Origin of the sequence: Sphingomonas sp. BK036, assembly GCF_004216825.1 — a bacterium.
Lineage (GTDB): Bacteria > Pseudomonadota > Alphaproteobacteria > Sphingomonadales > Sphingomonadaceae > Sphingomonas.
The window spans coordinates 13,461-30,224 of record NZ_SGXR01000006.1 but is presented as its reverse complement, the minus strand read 5'-3'; the positions used below and the strand labels follow the sequence as shown (position 1 = coordinate 30,224).

Here is a 16,764-nt window from a genome sequence, read left to right as displayed (position 1 = left end):
CCTTGGCGCTCGCACGTATTACACCCGAACTGGATCGACTTTCGTTCGAGTTGGGGAACTTAGCGCCAGCGCCAAACCGGTCGCCTAGTCGAGCGCCTTGACGATATCCTCGACCATCTTCTTGGCATCGGCAAGCAGCATCATTGTATTGTCGCGGTAGAACAGGTCGTTATCGACACCGGCATAGCCGACGCCGCCCATCGATCGCTTGATGAACAGCACCGTCTTGGCCTTTTCCACGTCGAGTACCGGCATGCCGTAGATCGGCGAACTCTTGTCGGTCTTGGCGGCGGGGTTGGTCACGTCGTTCGCGCCGATCACGAACGCGACGTCGGTCTGCGCGAACTCGCTGTTGATGTCCTCGAGCTCGAACACATCGTCATACGGCACGTTCGCCTCCGCCAGCAGCACGTTCATATGCCCCGGCATGCGCCCCGCGACCGGGTGGATCGCATATTTCACGCGGACGCCCTCGGCCTTCAGCTTGTCGCCCATCTCGCGCAGGACGTGCTGCGCCTGCGCCACCGCCATGCCATAGCCGGGGACGATGATGACCTGTTCGGCCTGGCTCATCAGGAACGCGGCGTCCTCCGCCGAACCGCGCTTCCACGGGCGATCGATCGCCGTACCGCCGCCGCTGGTATCCGCAACCGCGCCGAACCCGCCGGCGATCACGCTGATGAAGCTGCGGTTCATCGCGCGGCACATGATGTAGCTCAGGATCGCGCCCGAGCTGCCGACCAGCGCACCGGTGATGATCATCGCGCTGTTGTGGAGCGTGAAGCCCATCGCCGCCGCTGCCCAGCCCGAATAGGAATTGAGCATGCTGACGACCACCGGCATGTCCGCGCCGCCGATCGGGACGATCAGCAGGAAGCCGATGACGAAGCTGAGGATTGCGATCGTCCAGAAGATCCACGCCGACTGGTCGGTGACGAAATACGCGATCAGCCCGAGGATACCGGCGAGCAGCGCGAGATTGATGACGTGGCGCCCCGGCAGCATGATCGGCTTGCCGCCCATGTTCCCGTTGAGTTTCAGGAACGCGATGACCGAGCCCGAGAACGTGATCGCACCGATCGCGACGCCGAGCCCCAGCTCGATCCGGCTGACCGGGTGGATCACCGCGAAGGGCTGACCGATCATCGGCACGACGAGGTCGGAGATCCCGAACGCCTGCGGGTTGAGATAGGCGGCGACCCCGACCAGCACCGCGGCGAGCCCGACAAGGCTGTGGAACGCGGCGACCAGCTGCGGCATCGCGGTCATCGCGATGCGGCGTGCGGTGACGAGGCCGATCGCGGCGCCGACACCGATCGCCGCGAGGATCTCGACGACCGTGACCCAGTCGATCATCGCAGCGTGCGGGTTCCCCAGCGGCACCGCCACCGAGCGCAACGGGACATGCGTCACCAGCGTCGTCACGACCGCGATCGTCATGCCGATGATACCGAAGCGGTTGCCGCGCTGGCTCGACGCCGGGCTCGACAACCCGCGCAGCGCGAGAATGAAACACACCCCCGCGACCAGATAGGCGAGCGAAGCCCAGGGGCTGACCGTCAGTTCATGCATCGCGTCCATCCCCACTTACCCACGTCGTCATGCCAGCCAAGGCCGGCATCTCCCGGTTGCTCGCGCGGCACTGACGCCGCGCGAGATCCCAGCCTTCGCCGAGATGACGGTCGCTACTTCGCGACCGGCCGTTCCTTCTTCTTGTACATCGCCAGCATCCGCGCGGTGACCGCAAAGCCACCGAAGATGTTGACGCTCGCCAGCACCACCGCGACCAGCCCGAGCGCCTTGGCGACGCCCGAACCGGCACCGATCCCGGCAGCGGCGGCAGCGATCAGCGCGCCGACGATGATGACGCTGGAGATCGCATTGGTCACCGCCATCAGCGGCGTATGCAACGCGGGCGTCACCGCCCAGACGACGAAATACCCGACGAAACACGCCAGCACGAAGATCGACAGGATCGCGATAAAGTCCATTATTCGGTTCCCAACTCTCTCACGCTGCGGCGCGTGTCGCGGCAGGGACGGCGCGTCCCAATTCTTCGGCGGCTTCGATCCAGCAGGCGATCGCATCATAGGCGTTCGAGAGCGCATCCTGCGGCGTATCGCCATCGGATTTGCATCCCGGCAGCGCGGGGGCGACCGCAAGATACCCACCACCATCGGCCACCGGAAGCGGCCGGATCACGACTTCATAAACCTGAGGTTTCATCGTCCGCTCCACAAGAGCCATAGAAGCAACGATACCATACATCATTCCTCCCCGGCACGGGGAGGGGGACCAGCCGCAGGCTGGTGGAGGGGGCGGGCCGCAGACGACACGATCATCGTCACCACGGCCTCGATATCCCCCAGCACATCGCTGGCGGCCACACGCAGCACCCGGTGGCCATTCTGCGCGAAAAATCGGTCGCGATCAGCATCGCGCTGAACGCGATCGCCGCGGCCATGGAATTCGCCATCGACCTCTACCGCCAGCTTGGCAGCAGCGCAGTAGAAGTCGCAGACATAGGGGCCGATGGGATGCTGGTGGCGGAATTTGAAGCCGGTCTTCTGTCCTCGCAGATGCTCCCAAAGCAGCACCTCTGGAAGGCTCATCTCGCGGCGTAGTCGGCGCGCCAGCGATACTTCAGGACGCAGCATAGGCGGGACGCCCCCTCCACCGGCTGCGCCGGTCCCCCTCCCCGTGCCGGGGAGGAATATCACGACGCCAGCCGCGCGTTCACGATTCTGCCGCCTTGGGTCAGGCGGATCGCGTCGCCGATCTCGGCGTCGAGCACCGGTCGCCCAGCCTCCTTGTCCCAGAACGCGCTCAGGAAATTGAACAGGTTGCGGCTGAACAGCGCGCTCGCGTCCGTCGCGAGGCGCGAGGGCACGTTGCGGTGGCCGACGATCGTCACGCCGTTCACGACGACCACCTCGCCTGCGACCGAACCCTCGACATTGCCGCCCTGCTCGACCGCGAGATCGACGATCACCGAGCCCGGCTTCATGCTCGCCACCTGCGCCGCCGAGATCAGCCGCGGCGCCGGGCGCCCGGGGATCAGCGCGGTCGTGATGACGATATCCTGCTTGGCGATGTGCCCGGACACGAGCTCGGCCTGCGCCGCCTGATATTCGGGCGACATCTCGCCGGCATAGCCGCCCGTCCCCTCGCCTTCGATGCCTGCTACATTCTCGACGAAGATCGGCTTGGCACCGAGCGACTGGATCTGCTCGCGGGTCGCGGCGCGGACGTCGGTCGCGGACACCTGCGCGCCCAGCCGCCGCGCGGTCGCGATCGCCTGGAGCCCGGCGACGCCGACGCCCATTACGAACGCCTTGGCCGCACTGATCGTGCCCGCCGCGGTCATCATCATCGGGAAGGCGCGGCCATATTCGGCGGCCGCGTCGAGTACCGCCTTGTACCCCGACAGGTTCGACTGCGACGACAGGATGTCCATCGACTGCGCGCGCGTGATCCGCGGCATAAATTCCATCGCCAGCGCCTCGTACCCCGCCGTGGCATAGGCCTCGACCCGGGCGCGCTCGCCAAACGGGTTGAGGCTGGCGACGATCCACGCGCCCGGCGCGACGCCGCCGAGCGTCGCCGGGTCGGGGCCCTGCACGCCGAGCACGATGTCGGCCCCTGCCAGCGTCGCGGTACGATCCCCGACCGACGCGCCGGCGTCGGCATAGGCGGCGTCCGCGATCGACGCGGTCTCGCCGGCGCCCGTCTCGACCGCCAGCGTCGCGCCGAGCGCGATGAATTTCCTGACCGTTTCCGGCGTCGCGGCCACCCGCCGCTCGCCGTCCGCTTGCTCTTTGAGGACGGCGATCTTCATGGCGTTACGAAATCAGCCAGATGACGAGCGCGACGACCAGTGCGCACCCGACCGCGCCCCATTTCATCATGCCGGTCACGCTCGAATAGGTCGCCGAATGCGCCTTCATGTCTCCATTGCCGGCCATGGTTCTTGTCCCAATCCTTTGTGTGCCACCTCTACACCCAGACCTTAACCGGCACATTCGGGATCGCCAAGCGCGACATTTAAGGCGCCCTTTACTCGGTTGCGCTATTGCCCGTACCGGAACGGGACAGGATTCGCCATGACGCGCAACGGCCAGCGCCTAGTATTGCTGATCGACGACGAGCCCGCGCAGCGCCGGCTGGTGGCGACGCTTGCCTCGCGTGGCGGCTGGCGCACGGTATTTGCGACAGATAGCGAAATGGCGATCGCCACGCTCGGCACGCAGGACGGGATGCAGCTCGATGCGATCCTGCTCGATCATTCCGCGCCCGACGGCGATGCGACCGCGCTGATCGCCGAACTCCGCGACCGCCGCCCCGCGCTGCCGATCCTCATGCTCACCGCCAATGGTTCGGTCGCGCATGCGGTCGCCGCGATGCGCGCCGGTGCCACCGACTTCCTCGTCAAGCCGCTCGCGCCCGACCGGGTGCTCGCCGCACTCGAAGCAGCCGTTGCCGGCACCGCTGCGGGCGAGCTCCGCCCGCTTACCGAAAAAATCCCGGCCCTCCTCGCGTTCGACGAGATCATCGGTTCCTCACCCGATTTTCGCGCGGCGCTAGCAATCGCGGCAAAGGCAGCGCGCGCGCGCGTCGCGGTGCTGGTCGAGGGCGAGAGCGGAGTCGGCAAGGCCGTCGTCGCCGAAGCCATCCACGCCGCCTCGCCTCGCGCCAAGAAGCCGATGATCACGATCAACTGCGCGGCGATGCCTGCCAATCTGATCGAATCGGAACTGTTCGGGCACGAAATGGGCGCATTTACTGGCGCGTTCGAGCGCAAGATCGGTCGGTTCCACGATGCCGATGGCGGTACGGTGTTCCTGGACGAGATTGGCGAGATGCCGCTCGTGGCGCAGGCCAAGCTTCTTCACCTCCTCCACACCGGCGAAGTCCAGCCGATCGGCGGGCGGCAGTCGCGCGAGGTCGATGTCCGAGTGATCGCCGCGACCAACCAGCGATTGCTCGACGAGGTCGAGGCGGGGCGTTTCCGCGAAGACCTGTATTATCGGTTGAACGCGGTCCAAGTTACGATCCCGCCCCTGCGCGAACGGACCGGCGATATCCCCGCACTCGCCCGCCACTTGCTAGCGCGGATCGCCGAGCAACCGGGACTGCGACCGCTGGGTATTACCGACGCCGCGCTTGCGCTGCTGGTCCATTACGACTGGCCGGGCAACGTCCGCCAGCTCCAGAACGCGCTCTTCCGCGCCGCCGTGTTGTGCGAGGGGGCAGCGCTAACCGAGGAAGATTTCCCGCAGATCGCCGCACTTGGTAATCGCCAGCGTGGCCCGGCCACCGTGGCCGCGGGCGGTGGCGGCGTGACGCTTTTTCGCCCCGACGGCAATCTGCGCGCGCTCGACGAGATCGAGGCCGACGTCATACGCCTTGCGATCGGCCACTATCGCGGCCGCATGACCGAAGTCGCCCGCCGCCTCGGCATCGGCCGCTCGACCCTGTACCGCAAACTTAGCGATTTGGGGATCGACAACGCCGCGTGAACGGGTTGGTCAGACGGACTTAGGCAAGCACCTCCCAATTACCAGAGCACGCCCTTCTCGGGTTTAAGCGGCTCGGGGGCGGGATCGCCGATCGCCTGTAGCAGGTCGATCTCGATCGTCCGGCACATAGCGTTCAGTGGCACGTCGTGGATCGTGTCCGCGAACGGATCGACCAGATCGTCGCCGATCTGCAGAACCGCGAGGAACATCAGTCCGGCGATCGTCGAGCCTACGGGCGTCGCATAGCCCAGCGACTCAACCAGACCGATCGGCAGCAGTACGCAGAACAACCGCGTGAACAGGCTCGGGAAGAACCGGTATTGGTTGGGAAGCGGGGTGTTCTTGATCCGCTCCATGCCGCCTTGTGCGTTGGCGATATCGACCAGGATTGCCTCGAACTGGGTCTGCTGGATCGTGTCGATCCAGCCGTTGCGCCGCGCGATGTCGATCCGGCGTCCCGTACCGTCGAGCAGGCCGTTGGCGATATTTGTGCGATCGAGCGCAAACGAGGCCTCTTCCTTCGACAGGAATCGCAGCACCTCGGGTGGCGCGGGCTGCTTGCGCAGCTGACAGCGCAGCGCGTTCACATAGGCGATCTGGCGCAGGACGATGGTCCGCTTCATGTCGTGCCCCTCGGGCTCGGGCAGCATGTTGCGCGCCATCCGCGCAAGGTTGCGCGAGGCGTTGATCATCAAGCCCCAGAGGCCGCGGCTTTCCCACCAGCGTTGATACGCGGAATTGTCACGAAATCCGAGGAACAGCGCGAGCGCGGTGCCGAACAGCGTCAGGGGCAAGGCCGGCGCGTGGAAGGGCAGCACATAGTAAGTGATCGTGACGATCACGTCCCAGACGAACAGGCCCAGCAGCGGACGCCAGACCTCGCTCAGGATCTGGCCGAGACGTGGTGTTGCAGTAACGATCAAGCGACAGCTCCTTGTTAAGGTCTGCAACTAATGCGCGAAGCGGCGTTTCGCTGCAATGCAGCGGCGATCAGCCCCCCACCAGCGACTGATCGCGCAGCCCGCGCCAGATCCTGACCGCCTGCACCGTCTCGGCGACGTCGTGGACGCGCAGAATCTGGACGCCCGCCTCGGCCCCCTTCACCGCGAGCGCCAGCGACCCGGCCAGGCGCTGGTCGACGGGCGCTTCGTTCGAGAGCGCGCCGATCAGCCGCTTGCGACTGGCGCCGAGCATGATCGGGCAGCCGAGCCCGTGAAAGATCGCAAGGCCGTTGAGCAGCGCGAGATTCTCCGCGAGCGTCTTGCCGAAGCCGATGCCGGGATCGACGATGATCCGCGACCGATCGACGCCGCCCGCGACGACCGCGGCGATGCGCGCTTCGAGCCAGTCGAAGACGTCGGTCAGCACGTTGGCGTACCCGCCGTCGCCGTGACCGCCCTTTTTCGGATCGGGCGAGTGCATCATCACGACCGGGCAACCGCTTCTGGCGACCACGCTCAGCGCGCGATCGTCCCACAGCAGCGCGGCGACGTCGTTGACGATATGCGCGCCGGCGGCGAGCGTGGCCTCCATTACTGCCGCCTTGCGCGTGTCGACCGAGACGATCGCGCCGGCGCACGCGAGGCGCTCGACGACGGGGACGAGGCGTTTGATCTCGTCGCCTTCCCAGACCGCCGCCGCGCCGGGGCGGGTCGATTCGCCGCCGACGTCGATCAGCGTCGCGCCAGCCGCCGCCATGTCGATCCCGGCGGCGGCCGCCGCGGCGGGGTCGTCGACATGCTTGCCGCCGTCGGAGAAGCTGTCCGGGGTGACGTTGAGAATGCCGGCGATGACGGGCTGGTCGAAGCGGAGCGTGCGGTCGCCGAGCTGGAGCGCGGCGCGGGGGCTGGTGATGGCGGCGTGGAGGCGCGCGGCACGATCGCCGAGTGTCGCGACGTCGGCGACCGGTATCGTGCGTCGGGCGCGGCCTTCGATCACCTCATAGGCTGCGAACCACTGCATGCCGCCGGCGAGCCGCGCGGCATTGCCGTCGGGGTGGCCGATCGGGGTGTCGACGAACTGAACGGGGCGGAGGTGGAGGCTGGTCATCGCCGGGATCTACTCCATGGCGTCCGCTCTGCGAAAGCCGCGACGTCCTATTAAACCACGGTGGCCGGCACGGCGGCACGTCCGTCATGTTGGCAAAGGGTTATCATGCCCCCCGACCGTCATCCCAGCGAACGCTGGGATCTCCCGCTGCGTCCACTGCGCTTCACCGTGGGAGACCCCAGCGTTCGCTGGGGTGACGAGATTGGCTGGGGGACCTGATTGGCTAGGTGACGCGGTTACTCGAGCGCGGTGTGGCTCAGACGGTCGTCGCTAGCAGGTACGTCTGGCGGAGATCGTCGATCGGTTTGAGCCCCTTGTCGCTCTCGTAATGCCAGAAGCTCCAGCCGTTGCAGGCGGGCGCGTTCTGCAAGGTCGAGCCGAGCTTGTGAATCGAGCCGATCGTGCCGCAATCGCTGAGCAGCGAGCCGTCCGCGCGGATCGTCGCGCGCCACCGGCGCTTCGAATCGGTCAGCACCGTGCCGGGTGCGAGATACGCGTTCTCGACCAGCACGCCGAACGCGACCTTGGGCTGCGTGCGCGGGCTCATCATCGTGCGGATCGCGGATTCGTCGAGCGGCAACGCCGCCTCGATCCGCTCGTGCGCGGCCTCGATATAGTCGCCCTCGCGGTCGATGCCGATCCAGCTGCGGCCGAGGCGTTTGGCTACCGCACCGGTCGTGCCGGTGCCGAAGAACGGATCGAGCACCACGTCGCCGGGCTCGGTGCAGGCGAGCAGGATGCGGTAGAGCAGCGCCTCGGGCTTCTGCGTCGGATGGACCTTGGTGCCGTTCTTCTTCAGCCGCTCGGTGCCGCCGCAGGTCGGGAATTCCCAGTCGCTGCGCATCTGGAGCTCGTCGTTAAGCGTCTTCATTGCGCGGTAGTTGAAGTGATACTTCGCCTTCTCGCCCTTCGACGCCCAGATCAACGTCTCGTGTGCGTTGGTGAAGCGCGTGCCGCGGAAATTGGGCATCGGGTTGGTCTTGCGCCAGACGATGTCGTTGAGGATCCAGTAGCCGAGATCCTGCACCGCCGCGCCGACGCGGAAGATGTTGTGATAGCTGCCGATGACCCAGAGCGAGCCGTCGTCCTTCAGGATGCGGCGTGCTTCCTTGAGCCAGGCGCGGGTGAAGCGGTCATAGGCGGCGAAGGTGTCGAACTTGTCCCAGTCGTCGGTGACCGCGTCGACATGGCTGCCGTCGGGGCGATAGAGTTCGCCGCCGAGCTGGAGATTATAGGGGGGGTCCGCGAAGATCATGTCGATCGAATTCGACGGGAGCGCCTTCATGCGCTCGATACAGTCGCCGCGCAGGATCTGGTCGAGCGGGAGGACTGGCTTAACCGCCGGTTCCGCTGCCTTCTTCGCGCGCGGCCGCGCGATCGTGTCGATCAAACCCATGTTTTCCGCCCCTTATCACCCCCATAGCGGCGGAATTGTCCGACTCCGTCAAGCAAACAATCGTTAACGGCGTTTCGCCGCGATTCCGTCGATGCGACCAAATGAGTCGGCGCGCGCCAGATGTTGAGTCGTGACAGACTCGCGGCTCAAGCCCTTGGGGTGTGGCGCGAAAGACTCAGCTCGTCGCTTCCTTTGCGAAAAGTCCCTCGCACGCCAGATAAGCCGCGGCGACGGGCGCAAAACTGCGGCGGTGAATCGGCGTGGGGCCGTGGTCGCGCAGCGCCTTCATGTGATGCGCGCAGCCATAGCCCTTGTTCGAATGCCAGTTATATTCGGGATGGACGTCGGCGGCGGCGATCATGATCAGGTCGCGCGTGTGCTTGGCGACGATCGACGCGGCGGCGATCGACAGCGATTTCGCATCGCCGCCGACCAGCGGGGTGGCGGGGTAGGTCCAGCGCGGCAGGCGGTTGCCGTCGACCAGGACGTGGCCGGGGGCGTGGCCGAGTTCGATGGCGAGCGCGTCGACCGCGAGCGTCATCGCCTTCATCGTCGCCCAGTAAATGTTGAGCGTGTCGATCTCGTCGGGCTCGACGATGCCGATGCCGACGATCGCGCACCCCTTGAGGCGCGCGCAGAGCCGTTCGCGTTCGGAGGCGGAGAGTTTCTTCGAATCGTCGATGCCGCGGGGGACGCCCTTGGCGGGCAGGATCACCGCGGCCGCGACGACCGGCCCGGCGAGCGGACCGCGGCCGGCTTCGTCGACGCCGGCGACGGGGCCGACGCAGAGCTTTTCGTGTTTCATGCCGGGCATTGGCGGTCTTTCAACTGGTCGAACGGGCTGACGCCGAGCGCGTGTCCCATCGGACCGTGCCCTGCACCGAGCCCCGGCGCGTGCGCAAGCGCAGCGCGAACGAACGCGATCGCACGCTCTATCGCGGCGTCGAGCGGCATGCCCTGGGCTAGGCCGGTGGCAATGCCGCTGGCGAGCGTGCAGCCGGTGCCGTGCGCGTGGCGGGTTTCGATGCGGGGGTTGGTCCAGCGCGTTTCGCCGGCGTCGGTGACGAGGCGGTCGGTGATCTGCGCGCCCTCGCCGTGCCCGCCCTTGATCAGCACGGCCGGGCCGAGCGCGCGTACCGCTGCCTCGCCGCCGAGTGCTGCGAGTTCGGGGAGGTTGGGGGTTACGAGCGTGGCGATCCGCATGAGGCGGGCGAAGGCCGCGATGGTCGCCGGGTTGGCGAGCACGGAGCCGCTGGTGGCGATCATGACCGGGTCGAAGATTATCGGGATGCGTGCTTGGTGATGGCGCCCTGCCCCTCCTTGTTCTCCCGCGAAGGCGGGAGTCCAGTCTGAGCTCCCGCCTTTGCGGGAGAACAAGGAGGTCAGGGAGGTTAGGCGGTCGGCTACGGCGTTGGCTGTCTGGGCCGAGCCGATCATGCCGATCTTTACCGCGTCGACGCCGATGTCGCTGACCACTGCGTCAATCTGCGCGAGGACAATGTCGGTGGGCACCGTGTGGACCGCCTGTACGCCCAACGTGTTCTGCGCGGTGATCGTGGTGATGGCCGTCATCGCGTGACCGCCGAGCATCGTCACGGTCTTGATGTCGGCCTGGATGCCCGCGCCGCCGCCTGAATCGGAGCCGGCTATGATGAGGATTCTGGCGGTCATCGGCGGGCTGCGGGAAAAGTGAAGTATAGGAAGTATAGACGCTCGCGCGGTTTGGTCGTGAGGCGGTTTGGGGCCGCTGCACGGGGTTTGGCGAGGGTGGAGGTCATCTGCGGGGCTATGGCATAACCGGGGCGATGTAGGACAGGGTTATGCCCTGCCCCCCCACCCCGGCGGAGGCCGGGGTCCAGTTGGGGGACGTCGCTAACGGAGGGTCGCGGTCCGTTACCTGGACCTTTCCAACTGGGCCCCGGCCTTCGCCGGGGTGGTAGAAGAGTCGGGTTGCGGGAGGACCCTAGTGCCGCCTGCCCGCGGCGGGTTTCTGCGGGGGCGCTTCGCCGAGCCGCGTCGGGCGGTCGAGCAGTTCGCCGCCGCAGTTCGGGCAACGCTCGTCGAGCGCGTCGGCGCATTCCGCGCAGAAGGTGCATTCGAACGAGCAGATGAGCGCGCCGGGGGCATCCGCCGGGAGCTCGGTAGCGCAGCGTTCGCAGGTGGGGCGCATCTCGAGCATCAGGCGGCGGCTTTCCGTACGGCGTCGCAGATCCGGTCGACGACGCGCTCGACCTGGCCGAGATCGTCGCCCTCGGCCATGACGCGGATCACGGGCTCGGTGCCCGACGGGCGGATGACGAGGCGGCCCTTGCCCGCGAGTTCGGCCTCGGCCTGCGCGATCACCGCCTTGACCGATTCGTCGTCGAGCGGTTTGCCGCCGCCGAACCGGACGTTCTTGAGCAATTGCGGTAACGGCTCGAACCGGTGCAGCACTTCACCCGCCGGCGCGCCCGAGCGCTTGACCTCGGCGAGGATCTGGAGCGCGGCGACGAGGCCGTCGCCGGTCGTCGCATAATCCGACAGGATGATGTGGCCCGACTGCTCGCCGCCGACATTGTAGCCGCTCGACCGCATCTTCTCGAGCACGTGGCGGTCGCCGACCTTGGTGCGCACGAGCCCGAGCCCCTGTGCCGCCAGATGGCGTTCGAGCCCGAGGTTCGACATGACGGTTGCGACCAGCCCGCCGCCGGCGAGCCGGCCCTGGCGTGCCCAGCTTGCGGCGATGGTCGCCATCAGCTGGTCGCCGTCGACGATCGTGCCGGTCTCGTCGACGACGATCAGCCGGTCCGCGTCGCCGTCGAGCGCGATGCCGATGTCCGCGCCGCTCGCGACCACCGTCTCGGCGAGCGTCTGCGGTGCGGTCGAGCCGACGCCGTCGTTGATGTTGGTACCGTTGGGCGTCACGCCGATCGCGACGACGTCGGCGCCGAGTTCCCAGAGCGCCGAGGGTGCGACCTTGTACGCGGCGCCGTTCGCGCAATCGATCACGATCCGCATGCCGTCGAGGCGGAGATTTTCGGGGAAGGTCGACTTGGCGAAATGGATGTAGCGGCCCTGCGCGTCCTCGATCCGGCGGGCGCGGCCGATCTGGTCCGAGGCCACGAGCGGCACGTCGCCGTCGATCAGTGCCTCGATCGCGGCCTCGGCCTCGTCGGACAGCTTGTAGCCGTCGGGGCCGAACAGCTTGATGCCGTTGTCCGCATAGGGATTGTGGCTGGCGGAGATCATCACGCCGATATCCGCGCGCATCGACTGGGTGAGCATCGCCACCGCGGGGGTCGGCATCGGCCCGACCATGACGACGTCCATGCCGACGCTGGTAAAGCCTGCGACCAGCGCGGATTCGAGCATATAGCCCGACAGCCGCGTGTCCTTGCCGATCACGACGCGGTGGCGGTGATCGCCGCGCTGGAAATAGGCGCCCGCCGCCATCCCGACCTTCATCGCCATCTCGGCCGTCATCGGCGAGACGTTGGTGGCGCCACGAATGCCATCGGTGCCGAAATATTTCCTTGCCATCGCTTGTACTTTCCGTCCGGTATCGGGTTCGCCATCGCTGATAGCGCGATGCAACACGAAGGGCGAGCATGTCGCAGGCAACACGGATATTGATCGCCCTGGTTGGTGGTATCGCGATCGGCATCCTCGCCGCCGCGCTGGCGCCGACGCAGGCGATCGCGGTGACCGCGGTGACGCAGCCGATCGGGTCGGCGTGGCTGCACGGGCTGCAGATGGTGATCGTGCCGCTGATCGTCTCGCTTCTGGTCACCGGGATCGGCGCGACCGCGGAAGCGGCGCGCGCCGGGCGGATCACGGTGCGTGCGCTGGCGATGATGGTCGCGATCCTGTGGGCGGTGACGATCATGTCGGCGCTGGTGACGCCGCTGCTGCTCGAGGCTTGGCCGCTGCCCGCCGGCCTTGCGACTGCGCTGCGTACCGCGCTGACGACCAGCGCGCCGGTCGGGACGGTGCCGGGGATCGGTGCGTTCTTCGATACGATCGTGCCGACCAACGTCGTCGCGGCCGCGGCGGGCGATGCGTTCCTGCCGCTGACGGTGTTCGCGCTGGCGTTCGCGTTCGCGGTCACGCAGCTGCCCGACGCGCAGCGCAGCATCCTGACCGGGTTCTTCCAGGCGGTGGTCGATGCGCTGCTGATCGTGATCGGCTGGGTGCTGAAGCTCGCACCGATCGGCATTTCCGCGCTGGCGTACGGAGTCGGCGCGCGGACCGGGACCGCGGCGTTCGGTGCGCTGGTGCATTACATCGTGTGCGTTTCGGCGATCGGCGTGATCGTGCTGATCGCGGCCTATCCGGTCGGGATGATCGGCGGGCGGGTGCGGTTCGCCGCCTTTGCGCGCGCGGTTGCGCCGGCGCAGGCGGTGGCGATCAGCACGCAGTCGTCGCTTGCGTCGCTGCCGGCGATGCTGAAGGGTTCGGTCGAGCTGGGTGCCTCGCCCGCTACCGCGGGGATCGTGCTGCCCCTTGCCGTCGCCGTCTTTCGCGCGACAAGTCCGGCGATGAACCTCGCGGTGGCGCTGTACGTCGCGCATCTCGTCGGGGTGCCGATCGGGCCGGGGCAGCTCGCCGCGGGGATCGCCACCGCGGCGATCACGACGATGGGATCGGTGTCGCTGCCGGGGACGGTCAGCTTCATCGCCTCGGTCGCGCCGGTCGCGATCGCGATGGGGGTGCCGATCGAGGCCTTGGGGCTGTTCATCGCGGTCGAGACGGTTCCCGACCTATTTCGCACCGTCGGCAACGTGACGATGGATACCGCCGTCACCATCTCCGTTTCAGCGCGCAGTGACGCCAAGGAGATTCCGCATGAAATATCGCACGCTCGGCCCTGATTTCGAGGTTTCCGCGCTGGGCCTCGGCTGCATGCCGATGGCCGGCATCGGCAAGGGCATGTACGGCGAGGCCAATGCCGACGAGAGCATCGCGACGATCCACCGCGCGATCGAGCTTGGCGTGACGCTGTTCGACACCGCCGAAATCTATGGCCCGCTGATCAACGAGGAGCTGCTCGGCAAGGCGATCCGCGGCAAGCGCGACGGCGTCGTGATCGCGACCAAGTTCGGCTTCCGCTATGACGACAACGGGATGACCGGGGTCGACTCGACGCCCGCCAATGTGCGGCGCGCGTGCGAGGGATCGCTCAAGCGGCTGGGGGTCGAGACGATCGACCTGCTGTACCAGCACCGCGTCGATCCGGGCGTGCCGATCGAGGATACGGTCGGCGCGATGGCCGAGCTGGTGCGCGAGGGCAAGGTGCGGCATCTGGGGCTCTCGGAGGCGGGGCTCGACACGATCCGGCGTGCTGCGGCGACGCATCCGATCGCGGCGCTGCAAAGCGAATATTCGCTGTGGGAGCGCGGGGTCGAGGACGAGATCCTGCCGCTGTGCCGCGAATTGGGGATCGGGTTCGTGCCCTATTCGCCGCTGGGTCGCGGGTTCCTGACGGGGCAGATTACCGCACGGTCGGATTTGCCCGAGGGCGATTATCGGCGCAACGATCCGCGCTATTCGGAGGAGAACTTCGCCACGAACATGGCAATGGTCGCGGTGGTGAAGGGAATCGCGGACGCGCATGGCGCGAGCCCGGCGCAGGTCGCGCTGGCGTGGCTGCTGGCGCAGGGCGACGATATCGTGCCGATCCCGGGATCGAAGCGCCGCGTTACGCTGGAGGACAGCATGAAGGCGGCGGATGTCGCGCTGACCGCGGACGATCTGGCGAAACTCGATGCGGCCGCGCCGAAGGGTGGGACGGCCGGGCCGCGGTACGGCGAGAAGGCGCTGTCGATGACGCGGATCTGACTACTCCCCTCCCGCTTGCGGGAGGGGTGCGCCCCACTGGCCGGACGCCAGTACGTGCGTCGCGCCCTCCCCTAACCCCTCCCGCAAGCGGGAGGGGAATTGCGGGCTTACTGGACGCCGTGCATCCACTTCTTGATGAGCGGCGAGATCAGCAGCAGCAGCACGCCGATCCCCGCCGAGACCAGCCCGATCGTCCAGAACACGCCGGCATAGGTGTCGAGGCTGACCTTCAGGTTGGTCACCTGCCCGCCGACCGTCTCGACGCTCGCGACCTGCGCGACGATGCCCGCGACATATTGCGCGACGGAGATCGACAGGAACCAGACACCCATCATCAGCCCGACGACGCGCGCGATCGACAGCTTGGTGATCATGCTAAGCCCGACCGGCGAGATGCAGAGCTCGGCGAACGAGTGGATGAAATAGAGACCCGCCAGCCACCAGATCGCGACCTTGAACGTCGGGCCGACCATGCTCGCACCCCAGACGAGGAACAGGAAGCCGACGCCGACGCCGATCAGCGCGATGCCGAACTTGACCGGGATCGACGGCTCGATGCCCCGGGCGGCCAGCTTGGTCCACAGGATCGACATCACCGGCGCGAGCGCGACGATGAAGAACGCGTTGAAGAACTGCGTCTGCCCGGCCGAGATGCTGAACAGCCCGAACACGCTGAGATCGGTGTTGCGATCCGCAAACAGCGTCAGCGACGAGCCCGCCTGCTCGAACAGCGTCCAGAACACGACGTTGAACACGATCAGCACCATGGCTGCGAGCATCATCTGGAACTCGCGCCGCTCGCCATTGACGAACGACCAGATCAGGATGCCCGGCACCGCGACCAGGAACGTGCCGAACAGCAGCTTGCCCATCAGCGACAGCGAGACGATGTAGCCGATGATCCCGGAACCGGGCACCGGCGGCTCGGCGTTCATCAGGTTGACGAACAGCAGGTAGAAGATCGGGATGCCGAGCAGCGCGAGCGCATAGATGCCGAGCGCGCGGTCGGGGCCGCTGCGCACCGGCGGCTCGCCGTATCCGTTCAACTTGCCGCCATCGAACTGGATCAGCGTCCACGAGAACAGCATGCCGATCGCCGCCAGCCCGAAGCCGGCCCACCAGCCGAACGCGACCGCAAGGAACGGGCAGAGCAGCTGCGAGAACAGCGAGCCGAGGTTGATCCCCATGTAGAAGATCGTGAACCCGGCATCGCGGCGCTTGTCGCCCTGCGCATAGAGCTCGCCGACCATCGTCGAGATGTTGGGCTTGAAGAAGCCGTTGCCGACCGAGATCATGCAAAGCGCGAGCAGCATGATCGTGACGTAGAAGCTGCTGCGTTCCGCGCCGGATTCGAAGCCGCCCTTCTCGACCGTCCGCGCGGTCGATCCGTCAGCTGCGAGCAGTGAGACGGTGCCGTCGTCATTGCCCTTGATCTTCAGCTTGTTCGCGCCGTCGACGAGGTAGCGGACCTCGCTGTCGGCCTGTTCGACGACCTGGATCTCGTAGCGCTGGTTGGCGATGGTCGCATAGGGCTTGGCGGTCTCGCCGCCGAAGCACAGCAGCAGATAGCCCATCGCCATGATGATCGCGCCGAACTTCACCGCGCGCTTCGAGCCGAGATACTGGTCGGCAAGATAACCGCCGACCAGCGGCGTCAGATACACCAGCGCGGTGTAGCCGCCGTACAGGCCGGTCGCCTCGCGATCGCCGAACACGAAATGCTTGGTGAGATACAGCGTGAGCAGCGCGCGCATGCCGTAATAGCCGAACCGCTCCCACATCTCGGTGGTGAACAGCCGCGCGAGCTGCCGTGGGTGCCCGAACCAGGTTTCCCCGGCGGCCGGATTGATATGGGTGATATCCGGCTCTCGCGGGGTATCCGCGGTCGGGGTGTCCACCATGCTTACGCTCCCTAATACTCGTCTGGCCGCCGTCGGTCGCGGCGTCGTTATGCGCGCGCAACTTAACGACAAAGCCCGGACT

General features: G+C 66.8%; 17 protein-coding genes. 3 read left to right on the top strand and 14 right to left on the bottom strand.

The annotated features are described in order from the left end of the window. Positions 1 to 84: 84 nt before the first annotated feature. From EV283_RS13425 to EV283_RS13400, 6 genes are all read right to left on the bottom strand, one after another. Positions 85 to 1,572, bottom strand: coding sequence for an NAD(P)(+) transhydrogenase (Re/Si-specific) subunit beta (locus EV283_RS13425; protein WP_130326234.1), 1,488 nt, complete (start codon positions 1,570 to 1,572; stop codon positions 85 to 87). A gap of 113 nt (positions 1,573 to 1,685) precedes the next feature. Next, the gene (locus EV283_RS13420; protein ID WP_130326232.1) at positions 1,686 to 1,991 is read right to left on the bottom strand and encodes an NAD(P) transhydrogenase subunit alpha; all 306 of its coding nucleotides are present in this window, start codon (positions 1,989 to 1,991) and stop codon (positions 1,686 to 1,688) included. A gap of 19 nt (positions 1,992 to 2,010) precedes the next feature. After that, positions 2,011 to 2,226, bottom strand: a complete 216-nt coding sequence (locus EV283_RS13415; protein ID WP_130326230.1) for a type II toxin-antitoxin system HicB family antitoxin — start codon at positions 2,224 to 2,226, stop codon at positions 2,011 to 2,013. Between the two features lie 41 nt (positions 2,227 to 2,267). Beyond that, positions 2,268 to 2,657, bottom strand: coding sequence for an endonuclease domain-containing protein (locus EV283_RS13410; protein WP_130326228.1), 390 nt, complete (start codon positions 2,655 to 2,657; stop codon positions 2,268 to 2,270). Positions 2,658 to 2,716: 59 nt separating this feature from the next. Then, positions 2,717 to 3,838: an NAD(P) transhydrogenase subunit alpha gene (locus tag EV283_RS13405; RefSeq protein WP_130326226.1), complete on the bottom strand. Its 1,122-nt coding sequence runs from the start codon at positions 3,836 to 3,838 to the stop codon at positions 2,717 to 2,719. Positions 3,839 to 3,842: 4 nt separating this feature from the next. Then, on the bottom strand, positions 3,843 to 3,965 hold the full coding sequence (locus tag EV283_RS13400) for an aa3-type cytochrome c oxidase subunit IV (RefSeq protein WP_107957672.1): 123 nt from the start codon (positions 3,963 to 3,965) through the stop codon (positions 3,843 to 3,845). A 138-nt stretch (positions 3,966 to 4,103) separates the two neighbouring features. Between EV283_RS13400 and EV283_RS13395 the strand changes: the two genes are divergently transcribed. Next, positions 4,104 to 5,519 (top strand): sigma-54 dependent transcriptional regulator, encoded by a 1,416-nt coding sequence (locus EV283_RS13395; protein ID WP_130326224.1) that lies wholly within the window; start codon positions 4,104 to 4,106, stop codon positions 5,517 to 5,519. Between the two features lie 38 nt (positions 5,520 to 5,557). Here the strand turns inward: EV283_RS13395 and EV283_RS13390 are convergent, their stop codons facing one another. From EV283_RS13390 to glmM, 7 genes are all read right to left on the bottom strand, one after another. After that, a complete protein-coding gene (locus EV283_RS13390) occupies positions 5,558 to 6,442 on the bottom strand; it encodes a bestrophin family ion channel (protein WP_107957670.1) in 885 nt (294 codons plus the stop codon). A 67-nt stretch (positions 6,443 to 6,509) separates the two neighbouring features. Further along, complete coding sequence (gene folP / locus EV283_RS13385) at positions 6,510 to 7,568, bottom strand: dihydropteroate synthase (protein WP_130326222.1); 1,059 nt, start codon at positions 7,566 to 7,568, stop codon at positions 6,510 to 6,512. A gap of 256 nt (positions 7,569 to 7,824) precedes the next feature. Further along, the gene (locus tag EV283_RS13380) at positions 7,825 to 8,964 is read right to left on the bottom strand and encodes a site-specific DNA-methyltransferase (RefSeq protein ID WP_130326220.1); all 1,140 of its coding nucleotides are present in this window, start codon (positions 8,962 to 8,964) and stop codon (positions 7,825 to 7,827) included. Between the two features lie 175 nt (positions 8,965 to 9,139). After that, positions 9,140 to 9,778 carry a ribonuclease HII gene (locus EV283_RS13375; protein ID WP_130326218.1) on the bottom strand — a complete coding sequence of 213 codons (639 nt, stop codon included), beginning with the start codon at positions 9,776 to 9,778 and terminating at the stop codon, positions 9,140 to 9,142. Beyond that, a complete protein-coding gene (locus EV283_RS13370; RefSeq protein ID WP_130326216.1) occupies positions 9,766 to 10,635 on the bottom strand; it encodes a bifunctional hydroxymethylpyrimidine kinase/phosphomethylpyrimidine kinase in 870 nt (289 codons plus the stop codon). Before EV283_RS13370 ends, EV283_RS13375 begins: the two co-directional genes overlap by 13 nt. Positions 10,636 to 10,927: 292 nt before the next feature. Beyond that, positions 10,928 to 11,143, bottom strand: coding sequence for a DUF1272 domain-containing protein (locus EV283_RS13365; RefSeq protein ID WP_130326214.1), 216 nt, complete (start codon positions 11,141 to 11,143; stop codon positions 10,928 to 10,930). Continuing rightward, entirely contained in the window at positions 11,143 to 12,483 is a 1,341-nt protein-coding gene (glmM, locus tag EV283_RS13360; protein ID WP_130326212.1) for a phosphoglucosamine mutase, read from the bottom strand. Before glmM ends, EV283_RS13365 begins: the two co-directional genes overlap by 1 nt. 68 nt (positions 12,484 to 12,551) lie before the next feature. On the opposite strand from glmM, the gene EV283_RS13355 reads away from it, so the two are divergent. Both EV283_RS13355 and EV283_RS13350 read left to right on the top strand, forming a co-directional pair. After that, complete coding sequence (locus EV283_RS13355; RefSeq protein ID WP_130326210.1) at positions 12,552 to 13,814, top strand: cation:dicarboxylase symporter family transporter; 1,263 nt, start codon at positions 12,552 to 12,554, stop codon at positions 13,812 to 13,814. Beyond that, entirely contained in the window at positions 13,789 to 14,781 is a 993-nt protein-coding gene (locus EV283_RS13350) for an aldo/keto reductase (RefSeq protein WP_130326208.1), read from the top strand. The genes EV283_RS13355 and EV283_RS13350 overlap by 26 nt, the downstream gene beginning before the upstream one ends. Positions 14,782 to 14,888: 107 nt before the next feature. Here the strand turns inward: EV283_RS13350 and EV283_RS13345 are convergent, their stop codons facing one another. Next, entirely contained in the window at positions 14,889 to 16,682 is a 1,794-nt protein-coding gene (locus tag EV283_RS13345) for a peptide MFS transporter (protein ID WP_056477607.1), read from the bottom strand. Positions 16,683 to 16,764 lie beyond the last annotated feature (82 nt).